We start from the raw sequence: 20,140 nt of genomic DNA on the forward strand, positions 1-20,140 counted from the left end.
ACCTTACGACCGATACGACCCACAGCCCGCTGACGCGCTCCGGCTCAGCCGAAGAACACCCCGACCTCCTTGTACAGCGCCGGGTCCACGGTCTTCAGCTTCGCCGTCGCGTCGGCGATCGGCACCCGCACGATGTCCGTGCCCTTCAGCGCGACCATCTTCCCGAAGTCACCCTCGTGCACGGCGTCGATCGCGTGCAGCCCGAACCGCGTCGCCAGCCACCGGTCGAAGGCGCTCGGCGTGCCACCGCGCTGGATGTGCCCGAGCACCGTGGTCCGGGCCTCCTTGCCCGTCCGCGCCTCGATCTCCTTCGCCAGCCACTCCCCCACGCCCGACAGCCGGACGTGCCCGAACGAGTCCGTGGTGGCGTCCTTCAGCACCATCTCCCCGTCCTTGGGCATCGCACCCTCCGCGACCACCACGATCGGCGCGTAGCTCGCCTTGAACCGGGAGGTCACCCACGCGCACACCTGGTCCAGGTCGAAGCGCTGCTCGGGAATGAGGATGACGTTGGCACCGCCCGCCAGCCCCGAGTGCAGGGCGATCCAGCCGGCGTGCCGGCCCATCACCTCGACGACCAGCACCCGCATGTGCGACTCGGCCGTGGTGTGCAGCCGGTCGATGGCCTCCGTGGCGATGCCCACCGCCGTGTCGAAGCCGAAGGTGTAGTCCGTGGCCGACAGGTCGTTGTCGATGGTCTTCGGGACGCCGACGCACGGGATGCCGTACTCCCCGTACAGCTTGGCGGCCACGCCCAGGGTGTCCTCGCCGCCGATCGCGACGAGGGCCTCGACCTCGTACTTGGCGAGGTTCTCCTTGATCTGCCGGACCCCGTTCTCCTGCTTGCACGGGTTGGTCCTCGAGGAGCCGAGGATGGTGCCGCCGCGCGGCAGGATGCCGCGGACGGCGGAGATGCCGAGGGGGACGGTGTCCCCCTCGACCGCGCCGCGCCAGCCGTCCTTGAACCCGATGAAGTCGCACCCGTACTCCTGGACGCCCTTGCGGACGACGGCCCGGATCACCGCGTTGAGCCCGGGGCAGTCGCCGCCGCCCGTCAGCACTCCGACCTTCATGGAATCTCCCTTCGCCACAGGGCCCACTGAGCCCGCACGACGGTCACGCTAGTGGTGACTCAGGTCACAGCAAGGGCCTGGGAAGGGTCAATTCCGGTGGAATGAAGGGGCGTTGCGTCTCCCCCGTTCACTCGTACGAGGACGCGGGTGCGACGTACGACACCGCTCGCGCGCGTCACGCGTCGTCGAGGCCGCGCTCTATCGCGTACCGGACGAGCTCCACCCGGTTGTGCAACTGGAGCTTGCCCAGGGTGTTCTGCACATGGTTCTGGACCGTGCGGTGGGAGATGACGAGGCGCTCCGCGATCTGCTTGTACGAGAGCCCCTTGGCCACCAGTCGCAGCACCTCGGTCTCCCGGTCGGTCAGTTGCGGGGCCTTCGGTTCGTCGGGGGCGGCCGGCGCCGGGTCGGTGGCCAGGCGCCGGTACTCGCCGAGCACCAGCCCGGCCAGGCCCGGGGTGAACACCGGGTCGCCGGCCGCGGTGCGGCGGACCGCGTCGATCAGCTCCTGGGCGCCCGCGGACTTCAGCAGGTAGCCGGTCGCGCCGGACTTCACCGCCTCGAGGACGTCGGCGTGCTCACCGCTGGCGGACAGGACCAGGACGCGCAGCGCGGGGTTGGCGCCGACGAGCTCCTTGCAGACCTGCACCCCGGGCATGCCCGGCAGGTTGAGGTCGAGGACCAGGACGTGGGGGGCGGCGGGCACGGCCCGGCGGACCGCCTCGGGGCCGTCCCCGGCGGTCGCGACCACGTCGAAGCCCGCGGCGGCCAGGTCGCGGGCGACCGCGTCCCGCCACATCGGGTGGTCGTCGACGACCATCACCTTGATCGCGCCGAGCTCGTTCGGCCCGTCGGTCTGGCTCACTGGGTTCTCCCCCTCGGTACTTTCAGTTCCACTTCGGTGCCCTGTCCGGGGACGGACACCAGCTCGGCGCTGCCGCCGAGATCGCGCAGCCGGCCGCGGATGGACAGGGCCACGCCCATCCGGCCCTCGCCCTCGGCCTGGTCGAGCCGGCCCGCCGGGATGCCCGGGCCGTCGTCTCGGACGGTCACGATCACCTCGTCACCCCAGTCCTCGACCAGGATCCAGGCCCGGGCGCCGTCCCCGGCGTGCTTGCGCACATTGTCGAGGGCGGCGCCGACCGCGGCGGCCAGCTCCTTCGCCGCGGGCACGGGCAGCAGTACCGGCGTGCCGGGCTCGGCGAAGCTGACCCGGGATCCGGCGTGCGGGGCGAGGAGGGTCCGCAGATCCAGCTCGCCCTCGTCGGCGCCGGGCTCCTCCACCTCGTACGCGTCCACCAGCGCGCCGAGCGACTCGTCGCGGGAGATCCGGGAGGCGGGCACCAGCCCGCTGGAGACCAGGGTGCGCAGCGCCACCTCCTGCTCCCCGGCCATCCGGCCGAGCTCGGCGGCCTCGCCGCCCAGCTCGGTGCCGCGCCGCTGGACCATGGCGAGGACCTGGAGGACCCCGTCGTGGATGTCGCGGGCGAGACGCTCGCGCTCGCGGGTGGCGGCCTCGATCTCCAGGGCGCGGGCGAGGGTGGCCTCACTGGCCCGGGCGACCTCGACGACGTACCCGATGGCGATGGAGGCGACCCAGACCAGCAGCACGTTGTGCAGGGTGTCGCGGGTGGGCTCGCCGCCGTGGACGCAGATGTTGGCCACGGCCACGAAGGTCGAGGCGAATCCCGCCCAGCGCCAGCCTCCCTTGATCGCGAAGGCGAGGACGGAGCCCGCCGTCCAGATGGTGGGGAGCGTGGGGCCGCCCGCGGCGATCCGCTCGTACGTGTCCGCGAGCGGGGTGAGCAGGATCCCGACGAGGGCGACGGTGAGGTCGGCCCCGAGGAACCGCTTCGTGCAGCTGGCGGCGTTCGCCACCTTGCGGTGGGTCGCCAGCGTCCAGACGGCGAGCACGGCGAGATAGCCGGCCGCGATCCAGGGGCGGTCGAAGTCCTTGTACGCCGAGGCGAACAGCAGGGCCGCGTAGACCATGGTGATCAGCCGGTAGGCGGTCAGCGCCCGCCACAACGGCTGCTCGACCGACATGCGCACGACACGCTCGCGTTTCGCCATCTCCCCCACCCCCGCGGGCGGTTCCGCCCGTTCCGCCCCTTCTGCCCGCCCTACTCCGCGCTCTTGCCGGCCGCCTTGTCGGCGGCGGCCTTGTCGGCGGCGGCCTTGGCGGCCTTCTCGGCCTTCTCCGCGTCGGCGATCTGGCGCTTGGCAGCCGTCGCGTAGATGTCGACGTACTCCTGGCCGGACAGCTTCATGATCTCGTACATGACCTCGTCGGTCACCGAGCGCAGGATGAAGCGGTCGCTGTCCATGCCCTGGTAGCGGCTGAAGTCCAGCGGCTTGCCGATCCGGATGCCCGGGCGCATCAGCTTCGGGACGACCTTGCCGGGCGGCTGGATCTTCTCCGTGTCGATCATCGCCACGGGGATCACCGGCGCACCGGTGGCCAGGGCCACACGGGCCAGACCGCCGGGCTTGCCGCGGTAGAGGCGGCCGTCGGGTGAACGCGTCCCCTCGGGGTAAATACCGAACAGCTCCCCGCGCTCGATGACCTCGATGCCGCTCTTGATCGCGGCCTCGCCCGCGCCGCGCGCACCGGAGCGGTCCACCGGGAGCTGGCCGACGCCCTTGAAGAAGGCCGCCGTCAGCTTGCCTTTGACGCCCGGGGAGGTGAAGTACTCGGCCTTCGCGATGAAGGTGACCTTCCGGTCCAGCACGGCCGGCAGGAAGAAGGAGTCGGAGAAGGACAGGTGGTTGCTCGCGAGGATCGCAGGCCCCTCGGCGGGAATGTTCTCGAGGCCCTCCACCCACGGCCTGAAGGCGAGCTTCAGGGAACCCCCGATGGAGAACTTCATTGCGCCGTAGATCAACTCGAAAGCCTTCCTGTGTCTGTCGAACAGACCATATCCCCTGGCTCGGTCCGGAGCGGCCGACGACCCTGGTCGGTGTCACGCCGGTCGCGTACGGTGAAGTCACACAGCGCTACGCACCCCCCACCCGTCGAAGGAGACCCTGGTGCCCGTCCTCCCTGGAGCCGAGCCGTTCCGCCACGAGGGCGGAGAGGTCGGCGTGCTTCTCTGCCACGGCTTCACCGGTTCCCCGCAGTCGCTGCGCCCGTGGGCCGAGTATCTCGCCGGGCAGGGCCTGACGGTGTCGCTGCCGCTGCTGCCCGGGCACGGGACGCGGTGGCAGGACATGCAGCTCACGGGCTGGCAGGACTGGTACGCCGAGGTGGACCGGGCGCTGCGGGAGCTGCTGGACCGGTGCACGCAGGTGTTCGTCTTCGGCCTGTCCATGGGCGGGGCGCTGAGCCTGCGGCTGGCGGCCAAGCACGGGGACGCGATCAGCGGCGTCGTGCTCGTGAACCCGGCCAACAAGGTGCACGACCCGCTGGCCGTCGCCCTCCCGGTGGCCAAGCACTTCATCCGGTCGACCCCGGGCATCGCGAGCGACATCGCGAAGCCGGGCTCGGACGAGGTCGGGTACGACCGGGTCCCGACCCGGGCCGCGCACTCGCTGCGGAAGTTCCTGCAGCTGCTGGACACGGAGCTGCCGCAGGTGACGCAGCCGGTGCTGCTGCTGCACAGCCCGCAGGACCATGTCGTACCGCCGGTCGACTCGGCGCGGATCCTCGCGCGGATCTCGTCGACGGACGTCACCGAGACCCTGCTGGAACAGAGCTACCACGTCGCGACGTTGGACTATGACGCGGAGCAGATCTTCGCGGACAGTTATGCGTTCGTCGGGCGGCTCGCGGAGAGCGTCGGCAGGGAGGGGGCGGCCAGCGGTGGCTGAGCACGAGGAGTCCTCGGGGGGTGTCCCCCCGCTGGACGAGGAGGCGGCCTGGGCGGCGATCGTCGCCGGGTACGGGCAGGAGCCGCCGGACCCGCCGGGGTCGAGGCCGTTCCGGCCGATCGAGAACCTGATGCTGCCGGAGGAGGACGTGGAGCCGGCCCCGGAGCCTGCGGCGGACAAGGAACCCCCGGCTCCGGCGTTGGGCAGCTCGGTGGTGTTCGCCCCGGGCGTGGGTGTGGGCGATATCGGGCCCGGGACCGGGCCCCGGGACCACGCGCCGGCGGAGCCGGACGGGAAGGACGAGGGTCACTTCGTCCCCCCGGAGCCGGAGCTCCCGCCCGCGGACACGACGGCGAAGTTCGCCTGGCTGGCGGTGGTGGGCGGGCCGGTGCTGCTGCTCCTGGCCGTGCTGTTGCAGTGGGACATGACCTGGTGGCTGACGACGCTGGGCGTCGGCGGCTTCCTGGGTGGCTTCGCCACGCTGGTGGCGCGGATGTCGCAGGGCGACGACGAGGACGACGACCCCGGTCGCGGCGCGGTGGTCTAGGCAGATCCGGGGAGACGGCCCAGCCCCCGAGCCGCAGGGGCCGGGCTACGGCGCGGCCGGGAGGCGGAGGGTGGCGAGGACGGGGAGGTGGTCCGTGGCCGCCCGGAGGTCTGTTTCCGTGATGCCCGGCAGAGCCGTGGGGACACCGCAGGTCAGGACTTCCACGCCCGGCGTTGCGAAGATCGCGTCGATCCGCCTCGGCGGGCCGGAGCGGACGAAGGTGTGCTCGCCGCCCCAGGGGGACACCGTCCAGCCGTCCTGGAGGGCGGTGGAGAGGCGCCGGAATGCCGGGCCCGCCGGCGTCTCGTTGATGTCGCCCGCCGCGATGCCGTACGGGGCGTCCGTGGCCGTGAGGCGGTTCAGGAGCTGGTCCGCCTGCGCCCGGCGTTCCGCCCCGTCCAGCGACAGGTGCGCGCTCAGCACCGCCACCCGCGCGGCCCCGAACCGGACCACCGCCGTGGCGAAGCCCCGCCGGTGCAGGCCCGGGGTCAACGGGAGCAGGACGTCCTCGGTCCGCTCCACGAAGGCGCGCAGGGAGCACAGCAGGAGGGGGCCCGCAGCGGTCGCGCCGCCGCTCAGCACCACCAGGTCCGTCTTCGCGGCCAGCCGCGCCGCGTGCTTGCGCCAGCGGAAGAACCGCGGGGCCTCCTGGATGAACACCAGGTCGGGCGCACACGCACGGATCACCCTGGCCAGCGCCTCCTCGTCGTCCCGCATCGAGCGGATGTTGTAGCTGAGGGCGCGGATCACCGCGGAACCGTCGGATTCCGTCACTGAGTTCGGCAGCATAAGGGGCAACATAGCCAGACTGCCCGCCGTGCCCCAGAGGGCGCGGCGGGCAGTCCGGCGAACGAACGGCATCAGCCCTGGCGGGCCAGGTCCGCCGCGCCGACGAGCCCGGCCTTGCCGCCCAGCTGCGCGGCCAGCACCTGCGCGTGCGGACGCCACGCGCCGCCGATCAGCCAGCGCTTGAAGGACTTGCGGATCGGGTCGAGGACGAGGTCGCCCTCGTCCGAGACCCCGCCGCCGACGATGAACGCCGACGGGTCGAAGAGGGAGGCCAGGTCCGCGAGGCCGGCGCCCGCCCAGCGGGCCAGCTCGCGGAAGGAGTCGATGGCCACCAGGTCACCGGCCCGCGCGGCCTCGCTGATGTGCTTGCCCTCGATGCCGTCGGCGGTGCCGTCGCCGAGCGCGAGGAGGATCGCCGCGTTCTCGGGGGTGGCGTTGGCGCGCTGCTTCGCGTACCGGACGAGCGCGCGGCCGGAGGCGTACTGCTCCCAGCAGCCCTGGCTCCCGCACCCGCACAGCAGGCCGTCCGGGACCACCCGGATGTGCCCGAACTCGGCGGCCACGCCGAAGCGTCCGCGCCGCAGCTTGTTGCCGATGATGATGCCGCCGCCCAGGCCCGTGCCGAGCGTGATGCAGATGACGTCCTCGTGGCCCTGGCCGGCGCCGAAGCGGTACTCGCCCCAGGCCGCGCAGTTGGCGTCGTTCTCGACGACGACCGGCAGGCCGATGCGCTGCTCGACCTTGTCCTTGAGCGGCTCGTGCCGCCAGTTGATGTTCGGCGCGAAGAGTACGGTCGCGCGCTTGTCGTCCACGTACCCGGCGGCGCCGATGCCGACGGCCTCGATGGTGTGGTTTCTGCTGACTTCGGACACTGCGGCGCAGATCGCGTCCGTCACTCCGTCCGCGGTCGGCGGGGTGGGCACCTTGTACGTCTCAAGGATGGTGCCCTCTTCGTCGACCACGCCGGCCGCGATCTTCGTGCCGCCGATGTCGACGCCGATGGTGAGTCCCATTAGTCCCTCGGTTTCCGGTCAAACCCCGCCACGGCCAACGGTACCCGAGGGCGGCAGGGTCTCAGTCGAGATCGATCCGCTGCGTCGGACCGCTCCCGCCCTCGTCGCGGGGGTCGGAACGGTCGCCGGAGGGGCGGTCCGAGGGCGCAGCGGGCGCGGGCTCGTCCCGGGTCCAGCGGCGCTCGTGGCCCTCGACGGCCGAGCGGTACGCGGCGAGCAGCTCGGATCCGGCGGCCGCGAGGTGGTCGAAGACCTCGGGGTTGCGCTCGACGACGGGCTTGGCGGCGGCCTTCGCCTGGTTGACGAACTGGCGCACCGCGCCTTGTGCGGCGGCTCCGAGCAGCGGGTTGTTCAGCCCGGAGACCTTGTCGGTGACGGCCTCGAACAGCTTGAACAGCTCCTCGGCTGCGGTCCCCGTGCCGGCGTCGGTGCCGCCCTGCCGGGCCCGGCGTCGCTCCTGCTCCGCGGCGAGGTCCTCGGCGCAGGCCTGGGCCCAGGCGTCTTCGTCGGTGGGACGGTCGGTGGCCTCGCTCATGGCGGACTCTCCTGCGGCAGCTGCTGGGCGTGCGGTACGTACTACCTTCGACGTTACCCGAACGGGGGTACGCGGTTCAGGGCCTGCGGGGCCAGAGTCCCGGGTCCGGGGTGAAGCGGATGCGGAGCTCTCCGTCGGCGAGGGCGGCGCCGGAGACCGTGCAGCGGCGCAGCGCCGAGGGCAGCGGAACGATCCTGCGGTACGGGCCGGCCGCGAGCAGCAGCTCGTCGCCGCGCCGGACCAGGTCGAGGTCCCGCTTGTGGGCGCCGGGCAGCGGGACCACCCAGACGAGTACCCCGTCCTCGGCGAGGCGGTCCTCGACCACCCAGGCACTGCGGGCCGGGGCCGCCTCGCCCGCGGCCCCCGGAACGAGCCCCTCCGCCCCGGTGAGCCGGGCCAGGTCCTCCGGCCCCAGGGGGTCCCGCCCGAGGTGGCCCAGCGGGAGCACGGGCATGTCTTTGGTCGACTCGGTCCCGGCCCACTGGGCGGCGTACTTCTCCTGCTGGGCGGCGAGCCCGGCCAGCCAGGGGTCGGGCGAGCCCTGCGGCACCATCCGGTTGGCGACGATCGCGCCGACAGGCAGCTGTTCGAGGGCGAGGCCGAGCAGCCCGGTCCGCAGTGCGGCGTCGGCGCCCGGTCCCGGCTCGGCGACCAGCCGCAGCGAGGTGGTGCCGGCCTCCACGACGGCCTGGACGGCGGCCAGCTCCTCGTCCCAGCGCGCGGCGGCCTCGTACAGCCACTGCGCGGGCATGGGTACGCCGGCCAGCTGGGCCAGTACGGGCCGCAGGGCGCGGGCCGCCTGCCGCTCGGCCGGGAGCAGCCGGGCCAGGTAGCGGCGGAGCTGGGCGGGGAGGGCGAGGGTGGCCACGGCCTGGTGGAGCGGGGGCATGTCGACGACGACGAGGTCGATGCCGGGTGCGGCGGCGGCCCGGCGCAGGGCGCGCAACAGGGCGAACTGCTCGGCGCCGGGCAGCTCGGTGAGCTCCTCGGCCCCGAGCGGCCGCGCCCCGACCATGCCGAGCAGGGCGGAGCCGCGCTCCTGGAGGGCGACGAGTTCCTCGCGGAACTCCTCGCCGGAGTCCACGCGGGCCACGAGGACCCCGGCGGCGGGTACGGCCGTCAGCCCCGGCGCGGCTTCGACGGGCCGCCCCGCGGGCTCCCCGACCAGTGCGGCCAGGGGGTCACCGGGGTCACCGGAGAGCAGCAGCACCCGCTGCCCCGCCCGCGCGGCGGCGACGGCCGTGGCCGCGGCCACGGTGGTCCGCCCGGCCCCTCCGGGGCCGGTGATCAGCAGTGTGTGCATGGTGCAGGTGCTCCGGATCGTGTGCCTGTGCTGTGCCGAGCCGGGCTTCGCCCGGACCTGGGGGCTCCGCCCCGGACCCTGCGCCTCGGCTGCCGGCGGGGCTGGACCGCGCCGGCGGTTGCGGACCGTGCCGACGGGGCTGGAATCAGCCGGCGATCAGGCCGATTCGACGCGCTTCTTCAGACCGGCCAGGGCCCGGTCGATGATGACCTTCTCGGCCTTGCGCTTGATCATGCCGAGCATCGGGATCTTGACGTCCACGGTCAGCAGGTAGGTGACCTCGGTGCTCTTGCCGCCCTCCAGCGGGGCCAGCCGGTACGAGCCGTCGAGCTGGCGCAGCATCTGCGACTTCTCCAGGGTCCAGCTGACCTCGTCCGCACCCTTCCAGGTGTAGGCGAGGGTGTGGTCGTCCTTGATCGCGCCCGCGTCGAGCAGCAGCCGGACCATCGAAGCGCGCCCCTCGGCGTCGGTGGCCAGTACCTCGGCCTCCTTCACCTCGCCGGTCCACTCGGGGTAGCGGGCGAAGTCGGCGATCACGGCCATGACGTCGGCCGGCGCCGCCTCGATCGTGATGCTCGAGCTGGTGTGTTCCGCCATGGCAGTCGGCCCTCCAGGCTGGGTACCTCCCAGCGGTGGCTGGGGGAATTCGAGGAAGTGTGCGGCCTGCGGCCGCCGCGTGCAGGCTACCGTGCGTGCGGAGGTCACCACTCCAGGGCCCAGGGTCTTCCGGTCGCAGCGAAATGCCCGACGTTCACGCATTCCGTGCCGCCGATCCGCATCCGCCGGGCCAGCGGCTGGTGCACGTGTCCGAACAGTGCGTACCGCGGGCGGGTCCGCCGGATCGCCGCGAGCAGGGCCTCGCTGCCGCGTTCGAACCGGCGCGCGACCGTGTCGTAGCAGAGCTCCGGAACCTCCGGCGGGATGTGCGAGCAGAGCACGTCCACCTCGCCGAGCGCCTCGACCTTGGCGGCGTACTCGTCCTCGTCCACCTCGTACGGGGTGCGCATCGGCGAGGGCAGCCCGCCGCCGACGAAGCCGAAGACGCGGCCGCCGATCTCCACCCGCTGCCCGTCGAGGACGGTCGTGCCGGGGCCGGCGTACTCGTGCCACAGACCCGGGATGTCGACATTGCCGTAGGTGGCGTACGTGGGGTGCGGGAACGCGGCGAACATCTCGGCGTACTGGCGGCGCACCGCGCCCTCGATCATTTGCTCCCGGTCCAGCCCGGCCCACAGCCGCCGCCCGAAGTCGCGGGCCTCGTCGAAGCGGCGCGCGGTGCGCAGCTCCACGATCCGGTCGGCGTTCTCGACGCCGAACAGGTCGGGGAAGATGCCGCGCGAGTGGTCGGCGTAGTCGAGGAAGAGCACGAGGTCGCCGAGGCAGACCAGTGCGTCGGCACCCTCCCCGGCCCGGGCGAGCGCCTCGGCGTTGCCGTGGACGTCGCTGACGACATGGACCCGCGTGCTGCTTTTCCTGCCACCCATGCGCCCAACCCTAGGGGGGCCCGGGGACGGCGGGTAGAGGGGGTGGCACAGGCGGCCTACCTGCGGTTACTTCCGAGTCGCAAACGGGGTCGACTACTGTCGGCATGGCACGGCCGTGTCTGTGACGCACGGAACATCTGGCCGGTTCCCTCTATCCGGAACCCACTACCGGTGGGTAACGTCCGGTCGGTCCACATGGTGGCGATGGCGCCCAGAGGAGCAGCAGTCTTGCGCGAGTTCAGCCTTCCGGCCCTGTACGAGGTCCCGTCGGACGGGAACCTGACGGATCTCATCCGCCGCAATGCCGCGCAGCATCCCGACACCGCCGTCATGGCCCGCAAGGTCGACGGCCAGTGGCAGGACGTGACCGCGACCGAGTTCCTCGCCGAGGTGCGCGCCACCGCCAAGGGCCTCGTCGCGGCCGGCATCCAGCCCGGCGACCGCGTCGCGCTGATCTCGCGCACCCGCTACGAGTGGGTGCTCTTCGACTTCGCGATCTGGAGCGCGGGCGGCGTCACCGTCCCCGTGTACGAGACCAGCTCGCCCGAGCAGATCCAGTGGATCCTCGGCGACTCCGGCGCGGTCGCCGTCGTCGCGGAGAGCCCCGGGCACAGCGCGGCCGTGGCCTCGCTGCGCGACCGGCTGCCGGAGCTGCGCGAGGTCTGGGAGATCGAGCAGGGCGCGCTCGCGACGCTGCAGGCCGCCGGTGCGGACGTCACCGACGCCGAGGTCGACCGGCGCAGCTCGCTGGCGAACGCCGACGACCCGGCCACCATCGTCTACACCTCGGGCACCACCGGCCGCCCCAAGGGCTGTGTCCTGACCCATCGCAACTTCTTCGCCGAGTGCGGCAACGTGGTGGAGCGCCTGAGCCCGCTGTTCCGCACCGGCGAGTGCTCCGTGCTGCTCTTCCTGCCGGCGGCGCACGTCTTCGGCCGCCTGGTGGAGGTGGCGGCGGTACTGGCGCCGATCCGCCTGGGCTGCGTACCGGACATCAAGAACCTCACCGACGAGCTGCAGTCCTTCCGGCCCACGCTGATCCTCGGCGTGCCGCGCGTCTTCGAGAAGGTCTACAACTCGGCGCGCGCCAAGGCCCAGGCCGACGGCAAGGGCAAGATCTTCGACGCGGCCGCCGAGACGGCGATCGCGTACAGCCGTGCGCTGGACGACCCGGGCGGCCCCTCCTTCAGCCTGAAGCTGAAGCACAAGGTGTTCTCCAAGCTGGTCTACAGCAAGCTGCACACGGTCCTCGGCGGGCGCGGCGAGTACGCGATCTCCGGCGGGGCCCCGCTGGGCGAGCGGCTCGGCCACTTCTTCCGCGGCATCGGCTTCACGGTGCTGGAGGGCTACGGCCTGACGGAGTCGTGCGCGGCCACGGCCTTCAACCCGTGGGACCGCACGAAGATCGGTACGGTCGGCCAGCCGCTGCCGGGCTCCGTGGTGCGGATCGCCGACGACGGCGAGGTGCTGCTGCACGGCGAGCACGTGTTCAACGGCTACTGGAAGAACGAGACGGCGACGGCCGAGGCGCTGACCGACGGCTGGTTCCACACCGGCGACGTCGGCACCCTCGACGAGGACGGCTACCTCGCGATCACCGGGCGCAAGAAGGAGCTCATCGTCACGGCGGGCGGCAAGAACGTCGCGCCCGCGGTGATCGAGGACCGGATCCGGGCGCACGCGCTGGTCGCGGAGTGCATGGTGGTCGGCGACGCGAGGCCGTTCGTGGCGGCGCTGGTCACGATCGACGAGGAGTTCCTCGGCCGCTGGGCCGCGGAGAACGGCAAGCCGGCCGGGGTCACGGCGGCGGAGCTGCGCGAGGACGCGGACCTCATCGCCGCCGTCCAGAAGGCCGTGGACGACGGCAACGCGGCGGTTTCCAAGGCGGAATCGGTGCGGAAATTCCGCATTCTGCCCTCCCAGTTCACGGAGGAGTCGGGTCACATCACGCCTTCGCTGAAGCTGAAGCGGAATGTGGTGGCGAAGGACTTCGCGGACGAGATCGAGGCCCTGTACCGGGGCTGACGCCGGGCTAGCGCGGGTCCTGGGCGAGGATCCGCGCCATGTTCCGCTCGGCGAGCGCGGTGATGGTGACGAACGGGTTCACCCCGAGCGAGCCCGGGACCAGGGAGCCGTCGACGACGTACAGCCCCTGGTAGCCCTTGGCGCGGCCGTAGTCGTCGGTCGCGTCGCCGAGGACGCAGCCGCCGAGCGGGTGGTACGTGAAGTTGTCGGCGAAGGCCTTGTTGTCGCCGAACAGGTCGTACCGGTAGATCGTGAAATTGGCCCGGTTGATCCGGTCGAAGAGGCATTTGGCGGCCTGGACGGACGGGGTGTTCTGGTCGCGCCGCCAGTTGAGCCGCGCCGAGTCGCTCGCGGCGTCGTAGGTGAAGTGCCCGCGCTCCGGGTTCTTGGTGATGGCCAGGTACATCGAGATCCAGTGCTCGAAGCCCATCGGCAGCGGGGCGATCTCGGCGAACACCGGGTTGGCGGCGTTGTCCCAGTCGTCGATGCCCAGGGCGGGCATGGTGGCCTGGTTGGCGCCGACCGTGTCCCAGAGGTGATTGGCCCGGGCGGTCATCACGTTGCCGTTGTGGCCCCAGCCGAGCCCGACCTTCTCGCTGAGCGCTGGCAGGGTGCCCCGCTCGCGGGCGCGGAGCAGGATCTCGGTGGTGCCGAGGCTGCCGGCGCCGAGGAAGAGCTGTGCACAGCCGAGCTCCCTGACCTGCGTGACCGTTCCCGTCACGTCGCTGGTCTGCACCGTCAGCACGTAGCCGCCCGCCGGGTCCTGGCGTACGCCGACGACGCGCTGCATGGTCTCGATGGTGACGTTGCCGGTGCCGATCGCGGCCGCGAGGTAGGTCTTGTCGACGCTCTTCTTGCCGTGGTTGTTGCCGTAGATGACCTCGCCGGCGAGGGCGGAGCGGGTGGCGGTCCCGGCGGCTTCGCGCTGCATGTACGAGAAGTCGTACACGTTGGGCACGAAGGTGGTCTTCAGGCCGGTGTTCTGGGCGTGCTTGCGGGAGATCCGGGCGAACCGGTACCACTCCGTGGACTCGAACCAGCCGGGGTCGATGTCGCCCACTCCGAGCATGGCGCGGGCGCGCGGGTAGTAGGTGCCGTACATCTCGTCGGCGTCGACCCTGGGCAGCACCTCGGAGAAGTAGGAGCGGCGCGGGGTCGGCGCCATGCCGCCGTTGACGAGGGATCCGCCGCCGACGCCCCGGCCGACGTACACGGACATGTCGCCGTAGTTCACGCGGTCGAGGACGCCGGGATAGGGGCTGATGTCCCGGTTGACGACGTCGAGCCAGAGGAACTGGGCGAGCGGGGCCTCGGTGCGCGTGCGGAACCACATGGAGCGCTGGTCGGGCGCGGAGGTGGAGGGGAAGACCTTGCCGTCCGGGCCGGGGGTGTTCCAGAGCCGGCCCATCTCGAGGACGACGGTCCGTACGCCGGCCTGCCCGAGCCGGAGGGCGGCCACGGCCGATCCGTAGCCGGAGCCCACGACGATGGCGGGGGCGTACTGCGCGGCGGCGGGCTCGGCGGCCGCGGCCGATTGCAGCCCGATGCGGGTGAAGCCGAGGGCGGCGGCGGTCTGGAGGGCGCCGATGCCCAGGAAGTGACGGCGCGTCAGCTGAGGTGTCATGGCCGCATCATGGGCGGAATCCGGCCGTCCACCCAGAGGCGGTGTTGACAGAGTTCCGAGGAACAGTCAGATGTGGCGGAGGATCACGCACCGCCCGGGACCGGTCCTCGGCCCGGGACGGTCTCAGACCTGCCCGGTCGGGCGGCCGCCACCGCGACCCGCCGCGGCCGCGTGACGATGTACACGGCCCTGTGCCGACAGCTCCGGGGCCGGGGTGCCCGGATTGGCGGGCGTGTACTCGGGCAGGAGGTCGGCGACGGCGGAACGGATGGCGCCGCGGCTGACGTCGCGGTCGCGGGCGAGAGCGGCGATGGAACGTTCACCGGCGGCGGCGAGGGTCTGCACCATGGACTTCACGGTGGACAGCAGTTCTCCGGTGCTCGGGTGGCGGGCGGTGAGGTCCATGCCGGAGAACGCGCCGTCGTGGATGCGCAGCGCCACCTGGTCGCGGTGGTGTCCGGCCGGCGGCCCGGCGGCGAGTCGTCAGCGGCTGGCGAGAAGGCCGTCCAGCAGGGCCCGGAGCCCGTCCAGGTAGGTGTCTTCGGCGGTCAGCGGTGCCCAGCGGTCCGCGATCTGCGCCAAGCGGGGTAGCTCGCTCGGGTCGAGATCGGCGAAGACTTGTTCGCGGTAGGTCGCGCGGTCATCGTCTGTGCGCCGTCGGGCCGCTGCTGTCCTGACCACGATCTCTCCGGCGGTGTAGTACCAGATCGCGCGGTAGCCGTGCACGGCCCGGTCGGGGGAGAGGCCGCATTCGACCAGGCCGTCGACGATCTGCTCGACGAACCACAGCGCGGATGTGGACATCAGGTCGTCGGCGGTGAGCACTTCCACGATCCAGGGGCAGGCGGCGAGTGACTCGTGGATGGCGGTGGTGGCGCCGATGATCCGCTCGCGGGGGTGGGCGGGCATTTCGGGTCGGCGCAGGGTCCGTGTCGCGTAGTCGTCCAGCAGCAGGACGAGCAGTTCTTCCTTGTCGCGGACGTGGTGGTAGAGCGCCATCGGTGTACTGCCGATCTCCGTGGCCAGCCGCCGCATGGTCAGCCGGTCCACTCCTTGCTCGGCCACGATCCGGCGGGCTGTCTCGATGATCTCCTCGCGAGAGATGCGGGGAGGTCGGCCCGGGGCTTTGCGCGGTGCGGACGGTTGCGGCATGCCCCCATCATCCCCCAGGTGTCGACAACAGCCGCCCCCTCGCGCTAACTTTTCTTACATGTATAGAAACTCTCGTGGGAGGCCCGGAGTGGTGCTGGCGGCAGCCGCCGTTGCCCAGTTCGTCGTCGCCCTGGACATGTCCGTGGTCAACGTCGCATTACCCGCGATCCGCACCGACTTGGGATTCGCGCCGCTCGACCTGTCGTGGGTCGTCCACGTGTACGCGCTCACGTTCGGCGGGTTCCTGCTGCTGGGAGGACGCGCGTGCGACCTGTACGGCCGACGTCGGATGTTCGCTCTGGGGCTGGCCGTCTTCGGGCTGTGCTCGCTGGCGGGCGGACTGGCCCAGGCACCCTGGCAACTGATCGCCGCCCGCGCCGGGCAGGGCCTGGGCGCCTCCGCAGCCGCGCCGGCCGTGCTGGCGATGCTCACCACTACCTTCACCGAAGGCCCCCAGCGCGTCCGCGCGCTCGGGGTGTGGAGCGCGGCGAACGCCGCAGGCGGCGCGCTGGGCGTGCTGGCAGGTGGACTGCTGACCGAATACGCGGGCTGGCGCTGGGTCATGCTGATCAACCTGCCCATCGTCACAGCGGCTCTCGCGCTCATCCCCGCAGGGGTGCCCGCCGGAGCATCACCGGCCCGGCGCGAGAGACTGGACGCGCTGGGCGCCGTACTGGCGACAAGCGGAGTCGGGCTACTGGTGCTCGGTGTCGTCCGCACCGACACCCTCGGCTGGGCCTCCCCGGCCACGTGGACGACCCTCGCCACCGCGGCCCTACTGCTGATCGCCTTCGTCTTCACCGAGTCAAGGACCGCCGCACCGCTGCTGCGCCTCGGCCTGCTGCGCAGCCGCTGGGTCACCGGCGCGAACGTGCTGGTGTTCCTGGCCGCGGCCGGGCAGTTCACCGCGTTCTACTTCGTGTCCCTGTACATGCAGCAGGTCCTGGGCATGGGCGCCGCAGCGACCGGCACCGCATTCCTGCCCTTCTCCGTCGGCCTGGTCGCGGGAACCATCGTCGCGACCCGCATCACCACGTCACGCACCCCCCGCGCGTCCGTGGTGCCCGGAGCCCTGCTGGCCGCCGCGGGCCTGGCCTGGTTCGCCCTCATCAGCCCCAACGGCAGCTTCCTCACCGACGTGCTCGGCCCGTCCCTCGTCACCAGCGTCGGCACCGGTCTGGTCCTGGCCCCGGTCGCCGCCGCCGCGACCACCGGCGTCGCCCCGCGCGAGGCCGGCATGGCCTCCGGCCTCATGAACAGCTCCCGCCAACTCGGCGGCTCCATCGGCCTGGCGGCCCTGGCCACCATCGCCGCGCACCACACCGGCACAACCACCGACCCCGCCGCGCTCAACGACGGCTACGCCCTGGGCCTGGCCATCGCCGCCGTCATTTTCGTACTCGCGGCGGTCGTGGCCATCGGCGTGCTGCCGCGCCGCCGGGCCGTCACACCTCTCCCCCAATCCACCGCCCCCACAGAGAACCAGTTGGAAGGAACACCGTCATGATGACGACCACTACCGTCGACCTGTTCGCCTCGGCGCTGCACTTTCACCCCGACGGCGACGTCCAAGCCGTCGAACGGCAGATGACAAGCAGCGGCTCCGGTGCCTGGCAGATCGCCACGTTCCACGTGGAGACCGACGCCGACGTGCACGCCGACCACTGGGAGATGCACCCGGAAGCAGAGGAAGCAGTGTGCTGCCTGACCGGCGGCGTCCGCCTCTACTTCCGTTCCGACAAGCCCGGCGGCGCCGAAGACATGGTGCAGTTGCAGGCAGGCACCGCCGTGATCGTCCCCCGCGGTCGCTGGCACCGCCTGAAACTGGAGGCCCCCAGCGACCTGATGTCGATCACCCTCCGCAACGGCACCCGCCTCGAAAAGCGCACCGTCACCCACTGAACGGAAGGTGGCCCGGCAGATGTGCTGTCGGGCCCCCACAATCCTCGCCCGAAAACTTGGCCGTGCCTGGACCGCCGGCACAAGGTGTTCATCGCGCTGGCCGGGGACATCGCGCACTCGGCCGGACCTCGCAACGTGACGATCGTCCGGGACGGCACCGTCGTCCACGGTGTCAGCTGAGCCCTCAGCCCGTCCATCACCCTGGAGCGGGGGCCGGTTCGCCCTCGGGGGTGCGCGGCCGGGGCACAGGTGCCCGCCGGTCCGCGTTGTCGGGTGCTTGGTGCCGCCCCGGGTGAAGCGGCGCAGGACCTGCTCGGCTCGGCGGTGCCCAGGCGCAGGGCAGTGGTATATGTGACGATCTGGTCGTACTGCTGGCGGATCAGGTCCCAGTTGACCGTCTTGGTGGACAGCACCCGTTCGAGGTTCGGCCACGGGGCTGAGGGGCCGGAGGGCTCAGAGGAGCTCGCGCAGGTGGTCGGCCAGCAGGTCCCAGCGCCACTTCTCCTCGACCCAGGCGCGGCCCCGCTCTCCCATGCGGCGGCGCAGTTCCGGGTCCCGGAGCAGGGCGATCACGCGGTCCGCCGCGTCCTCGGGGACACCGCCCCGGACCACCCAGCCCGTCTCGCCCTCGAGTACCGCGTCCGGCGCTCCGCCCGAGTCGCCCGCGACCACCGGCAGGCCCGTCGCCGAGGCCTCGAGGTAGACGATGCCGAGGCCCTCCACGTCCAGCCCGCCCCGCCGGGTCCGGCACGGCATCGCGAAGACGTCCCCCGCGCCGTAGTGGGCGGGCAGCTCGGCCCACGGGACGGCGCCCGTGAAGACCACCGAGTCCGCGACGCCGGTGGAGACGGCCAGCGCCCGCAGGTCCGCCTCGTACGGGCCCCCGCCGACCACCAGCAGCACGGCGCCCGGTACCGCGGCCAGGATCCGCGGCATCGCCTCGATCAGCGTGTCCTGCCCCTTGCGGGGGACCAGCCGCGACACGCAGACCACCACGGGCCGGTCCGACAGCCCCAGCCGGGCCCGGATCTCGTCGCCGCCCGACCCGGGGTGGAAGGTCTTCTCGTCCACCCCCGGCGGGAGTTGCACCATCCGCGCCGCCGCCCGGTCCGTCAGCGCCGAGGCGATCCGCGAGCGCGTGTACTCGCCCAGGTACGTCAGCGTGTCCGTGCCCTCGCCGATCCGGCGCAGCAGCTGCCGCGCCGCCGGCAGCTGCGCCCAGCCCGCCTCGTGCCCGTGGGTGGTCGCCACGATCCGCTTCGCCCCGGCGCGGCGCAGCGCCGGGCCCATCAGCCCCAGCGGGGCCGCCGCCCCGAACCACACCGACTCGCAGCCGTGTTCGCGCAGCAGCGCGACCGCCCGCCGGGTCACCCGCGGGGTCGGCAGCAGCATCGTCGTACGGTCGCGCACCACCTGGAACGGCTGCTCGGCGTCGAAGGCCGCGGTGGCCTCGCGGCCCTCCGTACCGTGCTTCCAGGTGGAGGCGTAGACGACGATCCGGTCGGGATCCAGCCGCAGCGCCATGTTGTGCAGGAAGGCCTGGATGCCGCCCGGTCTCGGCGGGAAGTCATTGGTCACGATCAGCGTCTTGTGCATCGCCAGCCAAAGTACCGCAGGCCCCTCGGCGCCCCCCGAGCGCTCCCGCCCGGGCCGGCCCCGGGACCCGGCCGACGCCAGGGTGCGGCCGGCGCTCGGGTGCGGCCCGAACCAGGGCCGCCGACACCGGGGCGCGGGCGGACACCCCCTAGGGCGCGGCCAGCTCCTCCCGCAGGCTCGCCTGCCAGGCCGCCGTCAGACCGGCCGGACCGGTCCCGAGCGTCTCCTCCAGCGCCGCCGCCGGCGATTTGCGGCCCGCCAGCTCGTAGAGGCGGACCAGCGCGGCGTCACCCCACTTGGCCGCGATCATCCGGCAGGCCAGCCACGCGCCCTCGTACGCGCGGGCCAGCGCCTCCGGGTCGCCGCCGAAGGCGAACGCCTCGTCGGCGGGCAGCGCGCCCGGCAGCTCGCCGCGGCGGACCGCCCGGCCCAGTGCCGGTGCGGCCTGCTGCGGGGTGGTGGCGCCGCCGCGGTACGCCGCCCAGTCCGCGAAGCCCTCCGAGAGCCACAGCGGGGTCCGGGCGGTGGTCGCGGCGCGGGTGGCCACGTGGGTGACCTCGTGGGTCAGGATGACGCCGCGGCCCGCCGTGCTGAGCTCCGCCCAGCCCTCCGGGTTGACGACGACACGGTCGGCGGGGGCCGCAGCGGCGCCCACCCGGCCGGTCGTGACGGCCCCCATCCCGCGGTACTCGGCGGCCGGCCGGCCCAGCAGCTCCGCCATCCGGTCCAGGGAGCCGGGCACCAGCACGACCACCCGGCCCGCCCACGGCCCCGGCCAGGCGGCGCTCGCCGCGGGCACCGCCCGGTCGGCGTCCGCCGCGATCGCGGACAGCGTCCCGGCGTCCTGCCCGACGCCCAGCACCAGGGAGTGCGCGCCCCGGACCACCTCCACCGGGCCTTGGTCCCACAGCTGGGGCGGGGCGCCCGGCGCGGCCCGGTCCCCGGTGACCCGCCAGCGTCCGCCGTCCCGGCCGAGGCGCACCTCGCGCGCCGACCCGGCGGGGGCCGCGTCGTAGCCGGTGAGCCGGTAGTGCAGTTCCGCGCGGGCGGTGGCCTGCGCACCGTCCCGCCGGACCGCGGAGACCTCGTACCCCCATCCCTCGAGCGGGATCCCGGCGAGCTGCGCGGGCGGCGTCCGCGACCAGGCGGCGACGGCATCCCGGACGTCCCGCTCGGCGGTGTCGTGCGCGGCGGGCGCCCCGCACCCCGCGAGCAGCACGCTCAGCAGGAGCGGCAGTGCGCGTACGAGGAGCCGACGGACCGGGGACATCCGACGATCGTACGCAC

At 72.6% G+C, this 20,140-nt stretch carries 21 protein-coding genes and 1 pseudogene; 6 read left to right on the forward strand and 16 right to left on the reverse strand.

Annotated elements, in window-relative coordinates; all coding sequences use genetic code 11:
- Positions 1 to 44 precede the first annotated feature (44 nt).
- From AB0I68_RS01630 to AB0I68_RS01645, 4 genes are all read right to left on the reverse strand, one after another.
- Positions 45 to 1,073 (reverse strand): 6-phosphofructokinase, encoded by a 1,029-nt coding sequence (locus AB0I68_RS01630; RefSeq protein WP_363175144.1) that lies wholly within the window; start codon positions 1,071 to 1,073, stop codon positions 45 to 47.
- 175 nt (positions 1,074 to 1,248) lie between these two features.
- Positions 1,249 to 1,893, reverse strand: a complete 645-nt coding sequence (locus tag AB0I68_RS01635) for a response regulator transcription factor (protein WP_048480546.1) — start codon at positions 1,891 to 1,893, stop codon at positions 1,249 to 1,251.
- Positions 1,894 to 1,934: 41 nt separating this feature from the next.
- On the reverse strand, positions 1,935 to 3,146 hold the full coding sequence (locus tag AB0I68_RS01640; RefSeq protein WP_363175145.1) for a DUF5931 domain-containing protein: 1,212 nt from the start codon (positions 3,144 to 3,146) through the stop codon (positions 1,935 to 1,937).
- 50 nt (positions 3,147 to 3,196) lie between these two features.
- Positions 3,197 to 3,958 carry a lysophospholipid acyltransferase family protein gene (locus AB0I68_RS01645; RefSeq protein WP_363175146.1) on the reverse strand — a complete coding sequence of 254 codons (762 nt, stop codon included), beginning with the start codon at positions 3,956 to 3,958 and terminating at the stop codon, positions 3,197 to 3,199.
- A 145-nt stretch (positions 3,959 to 4,103) separates the two neighbouring features.
- On the opposite strand from AB0I68_RS01645, the gene AB0I68_RS01650 reads away from it, so the two are divergent.
- The gene (locus AB0I68_RS01650) at positions 4,104 to 4,883 is read left to right on the forward strand and encodes an alpha/beta fold hydrolase (RefSeq protein WP_363175147.1); all 780 of its coding nucleotides are present in this window, start codon (positions 4,104 to 4,106) and stop codon (positions 4,881 to 4,883) included.
- Positions 4,876 to 5,430, forward strand: coding sequence for a hypothetical protein (locus AB0I68_RS01655; protein WP_363175148.1), 555 nt, complete (start codon positions 4,876 to 4,878; stop codon positions 5,428 to 5,430). The genes AB0I68_RS01650 and AB0I68_RS01655 overlap by 8 nt, the downstream gene beginning before the upstream one ends.
- Positions 5,431 to 5,475: 45 nt before the next feature.
- Here the strand turns inward: AB0I68_RS01655 and AB0I68_RS01660 are convergent, their stop codons facing one another.
- From AB0I68_RS01660 to AB0I68_RS01685, 6 genes are all read right to left on the reverse strand, one after another.
- Positions 5,476 to 6,231: an endonuclease/exonuclease/phosphatase family protein gene (locus AB0I68_RS01660; protein ID WP_363175149.1), complete on the reverse strand. Its 756-nt coding sequence runs from the start codon at positions 6,229 to 6,231 to the stop codon at positions 5,476 to 5,478.
- 59 nt (positions 6,232 to 6,290) lie between these two features.
- Complete coding sequence (locus tag AB0I68_RS01665) at positions 6,291 to 7,232, reverse strand: ROK family glucokinase (RefSeq protein WP_363175151.1); 942 nt, start codon at positions 7,230 to 7,232, stop codon at positions 6,291 to 6,293.
- A gap of 61 nt (positions 7,233 to 7,293) precedes the next feature.
- Complete coding sequence (locus AB0I68_RS01670; RefSeq protein ID WP_363175152.1) at positions 7,294 to 7,767, reverse strand: DUF5304 domain-containing protein; 474 nt, start codon at positions 7,765 to 7,767, stop codon at positions 7,294 to 7,296.
- Between the two features lie 76 nt (positions 7,768 to 7,843).
- Complete coding sequence (locus tag AB0I68_RS01675; protein ID WP_363175153.1) at positions 7,844 to 9,070, reverse strand: ArsA-related P-loop ATPase; 1,227 nt, start codon at positions 9,068 to 9,070, stop codon at positions 7,844 to 7,846.
- Positions 9,071 to 9,226: 156 nt separating this feature from the next.
- Positions 9,227 to 9,667, reverse strand: a complete 441-nt coding sequence (locus tag AB0I68_RS01680) for an SRPBCC family protein (RefSeq protein ID WP_363175154.1) — start codon at positions 9,665 to 9,667, stop codon at positions 9,227 to 9,229.
- Between the two features lie 104 nt (positions 9,668 to 9,771).
- Positions 9,772 to 10,554: a metallophosphoesterase gene (locus AB0I68_RS01685; RefSeq protein ID WP_363175155.1), complete on the reverse strand. Its 783-nt coding sequence runs from the start codon at positions 10,552 to 10,554 to the stop codon at positions 9,772 to 9,774.
- A 228-nt stretch (positions 10,555 to 10,782) separates the two neighbouring features.
- Here AB0I68_RS01685 and AB0I68_RS01690 point away from each other — a divergent pair, with 228 nt between their 5' ends.
- On the forward strand, positions 10,783 to 12,579 hold the full coding sequence (locus AB0I68_RS01690; protein WP_363175156.1) for an AMP-dependent synthetase/ligase: 1,797 nt from the start codon (positions 10,783 to 10,785) through the stop codon (positions 12,577 to 12,579).
- A 7-nt stretch (positions 12,580 to 12,586) separates the two neighbouring features.
- Here the strand turns inward: AB0I68_RS01690 and AB0I68_RS01695 are convergent, their stop codons facing one another.
- The 3 genes from AB0I68_RS01695 to AB0I68_RS01705 all read right to left on the reverse strand — a co-directional run bounded on the left by AB0I68_RS01695 (position 12,587) and on the right by AB0I68_RS01705 (position 15,355).
- Positions 12,587 to 14,203, reverse strand: a complete 1,617-nt coding sequence (locus tag AB0I68_RS01695) for a GMC oxidoreductase (protein ID WP_363175157.1) — start codon at positions 14,201 to 14,203, stop codon at positions 12,587 to 12,589.
- A gap of 123 nt (positions 14,204 to 14,326) precedes the next feature.
- Positions 14,327 to 14,644 (reverse strand): hypothetical protein, encoded by a 318-nt coding sequence (locus AB0I68_RS01700; RefSeq protein WP_363175158.1) that lies wholly within the window; start codon positions 14,642 to 14,644, stop codon positions 14,327 to 14,329.
- A 42-nt stretch (positions 14,645 to 14,686) separates the two neighbouring features.
- The gene (locus tag AB0I68_RS01705; RefSeq protein WP_363175159.1) at positions 14,687 to 15,355 is read right to left on the reverse strand and encodes a TetR/AcrR family transcriptional regulator; all 669 of its coding nucleotides are present in this window, start codon (positions 15,353 to 15,355) and stop codon (positions 14,687 to 14,689) included.
- Positions 15,356 to 15,413: 58 nt separating this feature from the next.
- Between AB0I68_RS01705 and AB0I68_RS01710 the strand changes: the two genes are divergently transcribed.
- From AB0I68_RS01710 to AB0I68_RS01720, 3 genes are read left to right on the forward strand one after another with little or no spacing between them, the layout of a single operon-like run.
- Positions 15,414 to 16,862, forward strand: coding sequence for an MFS transporter (locus AB0I68_RS01710; protein ID WP_363175160.1), 1,449 nt, complete (start codon positions 15,414 to 15,416; stop codon positions 16,860 to 16,862).
- The gene (locus AB0I68_RS01715; protein ID WP_363175369.1) at positions 16,862 to 17,257 is read left to right on the forward strand and encodes a cupin; all 396 of its coding nucleotides are present in this window, start codon (positions 16,862 to 16,864) and stop codon (positions 17,255 to 17,257) included. Before AB0I68_RS01710 ends, AB0I68_RS01715 begins: the two co-directional genes overlap by 1 nt.
- 21 nt (positions 17,258 to 17,278) lie before the next feature.
- Complete coding sequence (locus AB0I68_RS01720) at positions 17,279 to 17,437, forward strand: hypothetical protein (protein ID WP_363175161.1); 159 nt, start codon at positions 17,279 to 17,281, stop codon at positions 17,435 to 17,437.
- 87 nt (positions 17,438 to 17,524) lie between these two features.
- Here AB0I68_RS01720 and AB0I68_RS01725 read toward each other — a convergent pair.
- From AB0I68_RS01725 to AB0I68_RS01735, 3 genes and pseudogenes are all read right to left on the reverse strand, one after another.
- Positions 17,525 to 17,688: pseudogene (locus AB0I68_RS01725) on the reverse strand (Tn3 family transposase); the annotation flags it as partial.
- Between the two features lie 22 nt (positions 17,689 to 17,710).
- On the reverse strand, positions 17,711 to 18,853 hold the full coding sequence (locus AB0I68_RS01730; RefSeq protein WP_363175162.1) for a glycosyltransferase family 4 protein: 1,143 nt from the start codon (positions 18,851 to 18,853) through the stop codon (positions 17,711 to 17,713).
- Positions 18,854 to 19,001: 148 nt separating this feature from the next.
- Positions 19,002 to 20,123: a hypothetical protein gene (locus tag AB0I68_RS01735; RefSeq protein ID WP_363175163.1), complete on the reverse strand. Its 1,122-nt coding sequence runs from the start codon at positions 20,121 to 20,123 to the stop codon at positions 19,002 to 19,004.
- Positions 20,124 to 20,140: the final 17 nt, after the last annotated feature.

The organism is Streptomyces sp. NPDC050448 (genome assembly GCF_040655295.1).
In the GTDB taxonomy this organism is placed as follows: domain Bacteria; phylum Actinomycetota; class Actinomycetes; order Streptomycetales; family Streptomycetaceae; genus Streptomyces.

Bases quoted from the DNA above. Each gene is read 5' to 3' on its own strand.
- AB0I68_RS01630 (WP_363175144.1), bottom strand. From the start codon at position 1,073: ATGAAGGTCGGAGTGCTGACGGGCGGCGGCGACTGCCCCGGGCTCAAC.
- AB0I68_RS01635 (WP_048480546.1), bottom strand. From the start codon at position 1,893: ATGGTCGTCGACGACCACCCGATGTGGCGGGACGCGGTCGCCCGCGAC.
- AB0I68_RS01640 (WP_363175145.1), bottom strand. From the start codon at position 3,146: ATGGCGAAACGCGAGCGTGTCGTGCGCATGTCGGTCGAGCAGCCGTTG.
- AB0I68_RS01660 (WP_363175149.1), bottom strand. From the start codon at position 6,231: ATGTTGCCCCTTATGCTGCCGAACTCAGTGACGGAATCCGACGGTTCC.
- AB0I68_RS01665 (WP_363175151.1), bottom strand. From the start codon at position 7,232: ATGGGACTCACCATCGGCGTCGACATCGGCGGCACGAAGATCGCGGCC.
- AB0I68_RS01670 (WP_363175152.1), bottom strand. From the start codon at position 7,767: ATGAGCGAGGCCACCGACCGTCCCACCGACGAAGACGCCTGGGCCCAG.
- AB0I68_RS01675 (WP_363175153.1), bottom strand. From the start codon at position 9,070: ATGCACACACTGCTGATCACCGGCCCCGGAGGGGCCGGGCGGACCACC.
- AB0I68_RS01680 (WP_363175154.1), bottom strand. From the start codon at position 9,667: ATGGCGGAACACACCAGCTCGAGCATCACGATCGAGGCGGCGCCGGCC.
- AB0I68_RS01685 (WP_363175155.1), bottom strand. From the start codon at position 10,554: ATGGGTGGCAGGAAAAGCAGCACGCGGGTCCATGTCGTCAGCGACGTC.
- AB0I68_RS01695 (WP_363175157.1), bottom strand. From the start codon at position 14,203: ATGACACCTCAGCTGACGCGCCGTCACTTCCTGGGCATCGGCGCCCTC.
- AB0I68_RS01705 (WP_363175159.1), bottom strand. From the start codon at position 15,355: ATGCCGCAACCGTCCGCACCGCGCAAAGCCCCGGGCCGACCTCCCCGC.
- AB0I68_RS01710 (WP_363175160.1), top strand. From the start codon at position 15,414: ATGTATAGAAACTCTCGTGGGAGGCCCGGAGTGGTGCTGGCGGCAGCC.
- AB0I68_RS01715 (WP_363175369.1), top strand. From the start codon at position 16,862: ATGACGACCACTACCGTCGACCTGTTCGCCTCGGCGCTGCACTTTCAC.
- AB0I68_RS01730 (WP_363175162.1), bottom strand. From the start codon at position 18,853: ATGCACAAGACGCTGATCGTGACCAATGACTTCCCGCCGAGACCGGGC.
- AB0I68_RS01735 (WP_363175163.1), bottom strand. From the start codon at position 20,123: ATGTCCCCGGTCCGTCGGCTCCTCGTACGCGCACTGCCGCTCCTGCTG.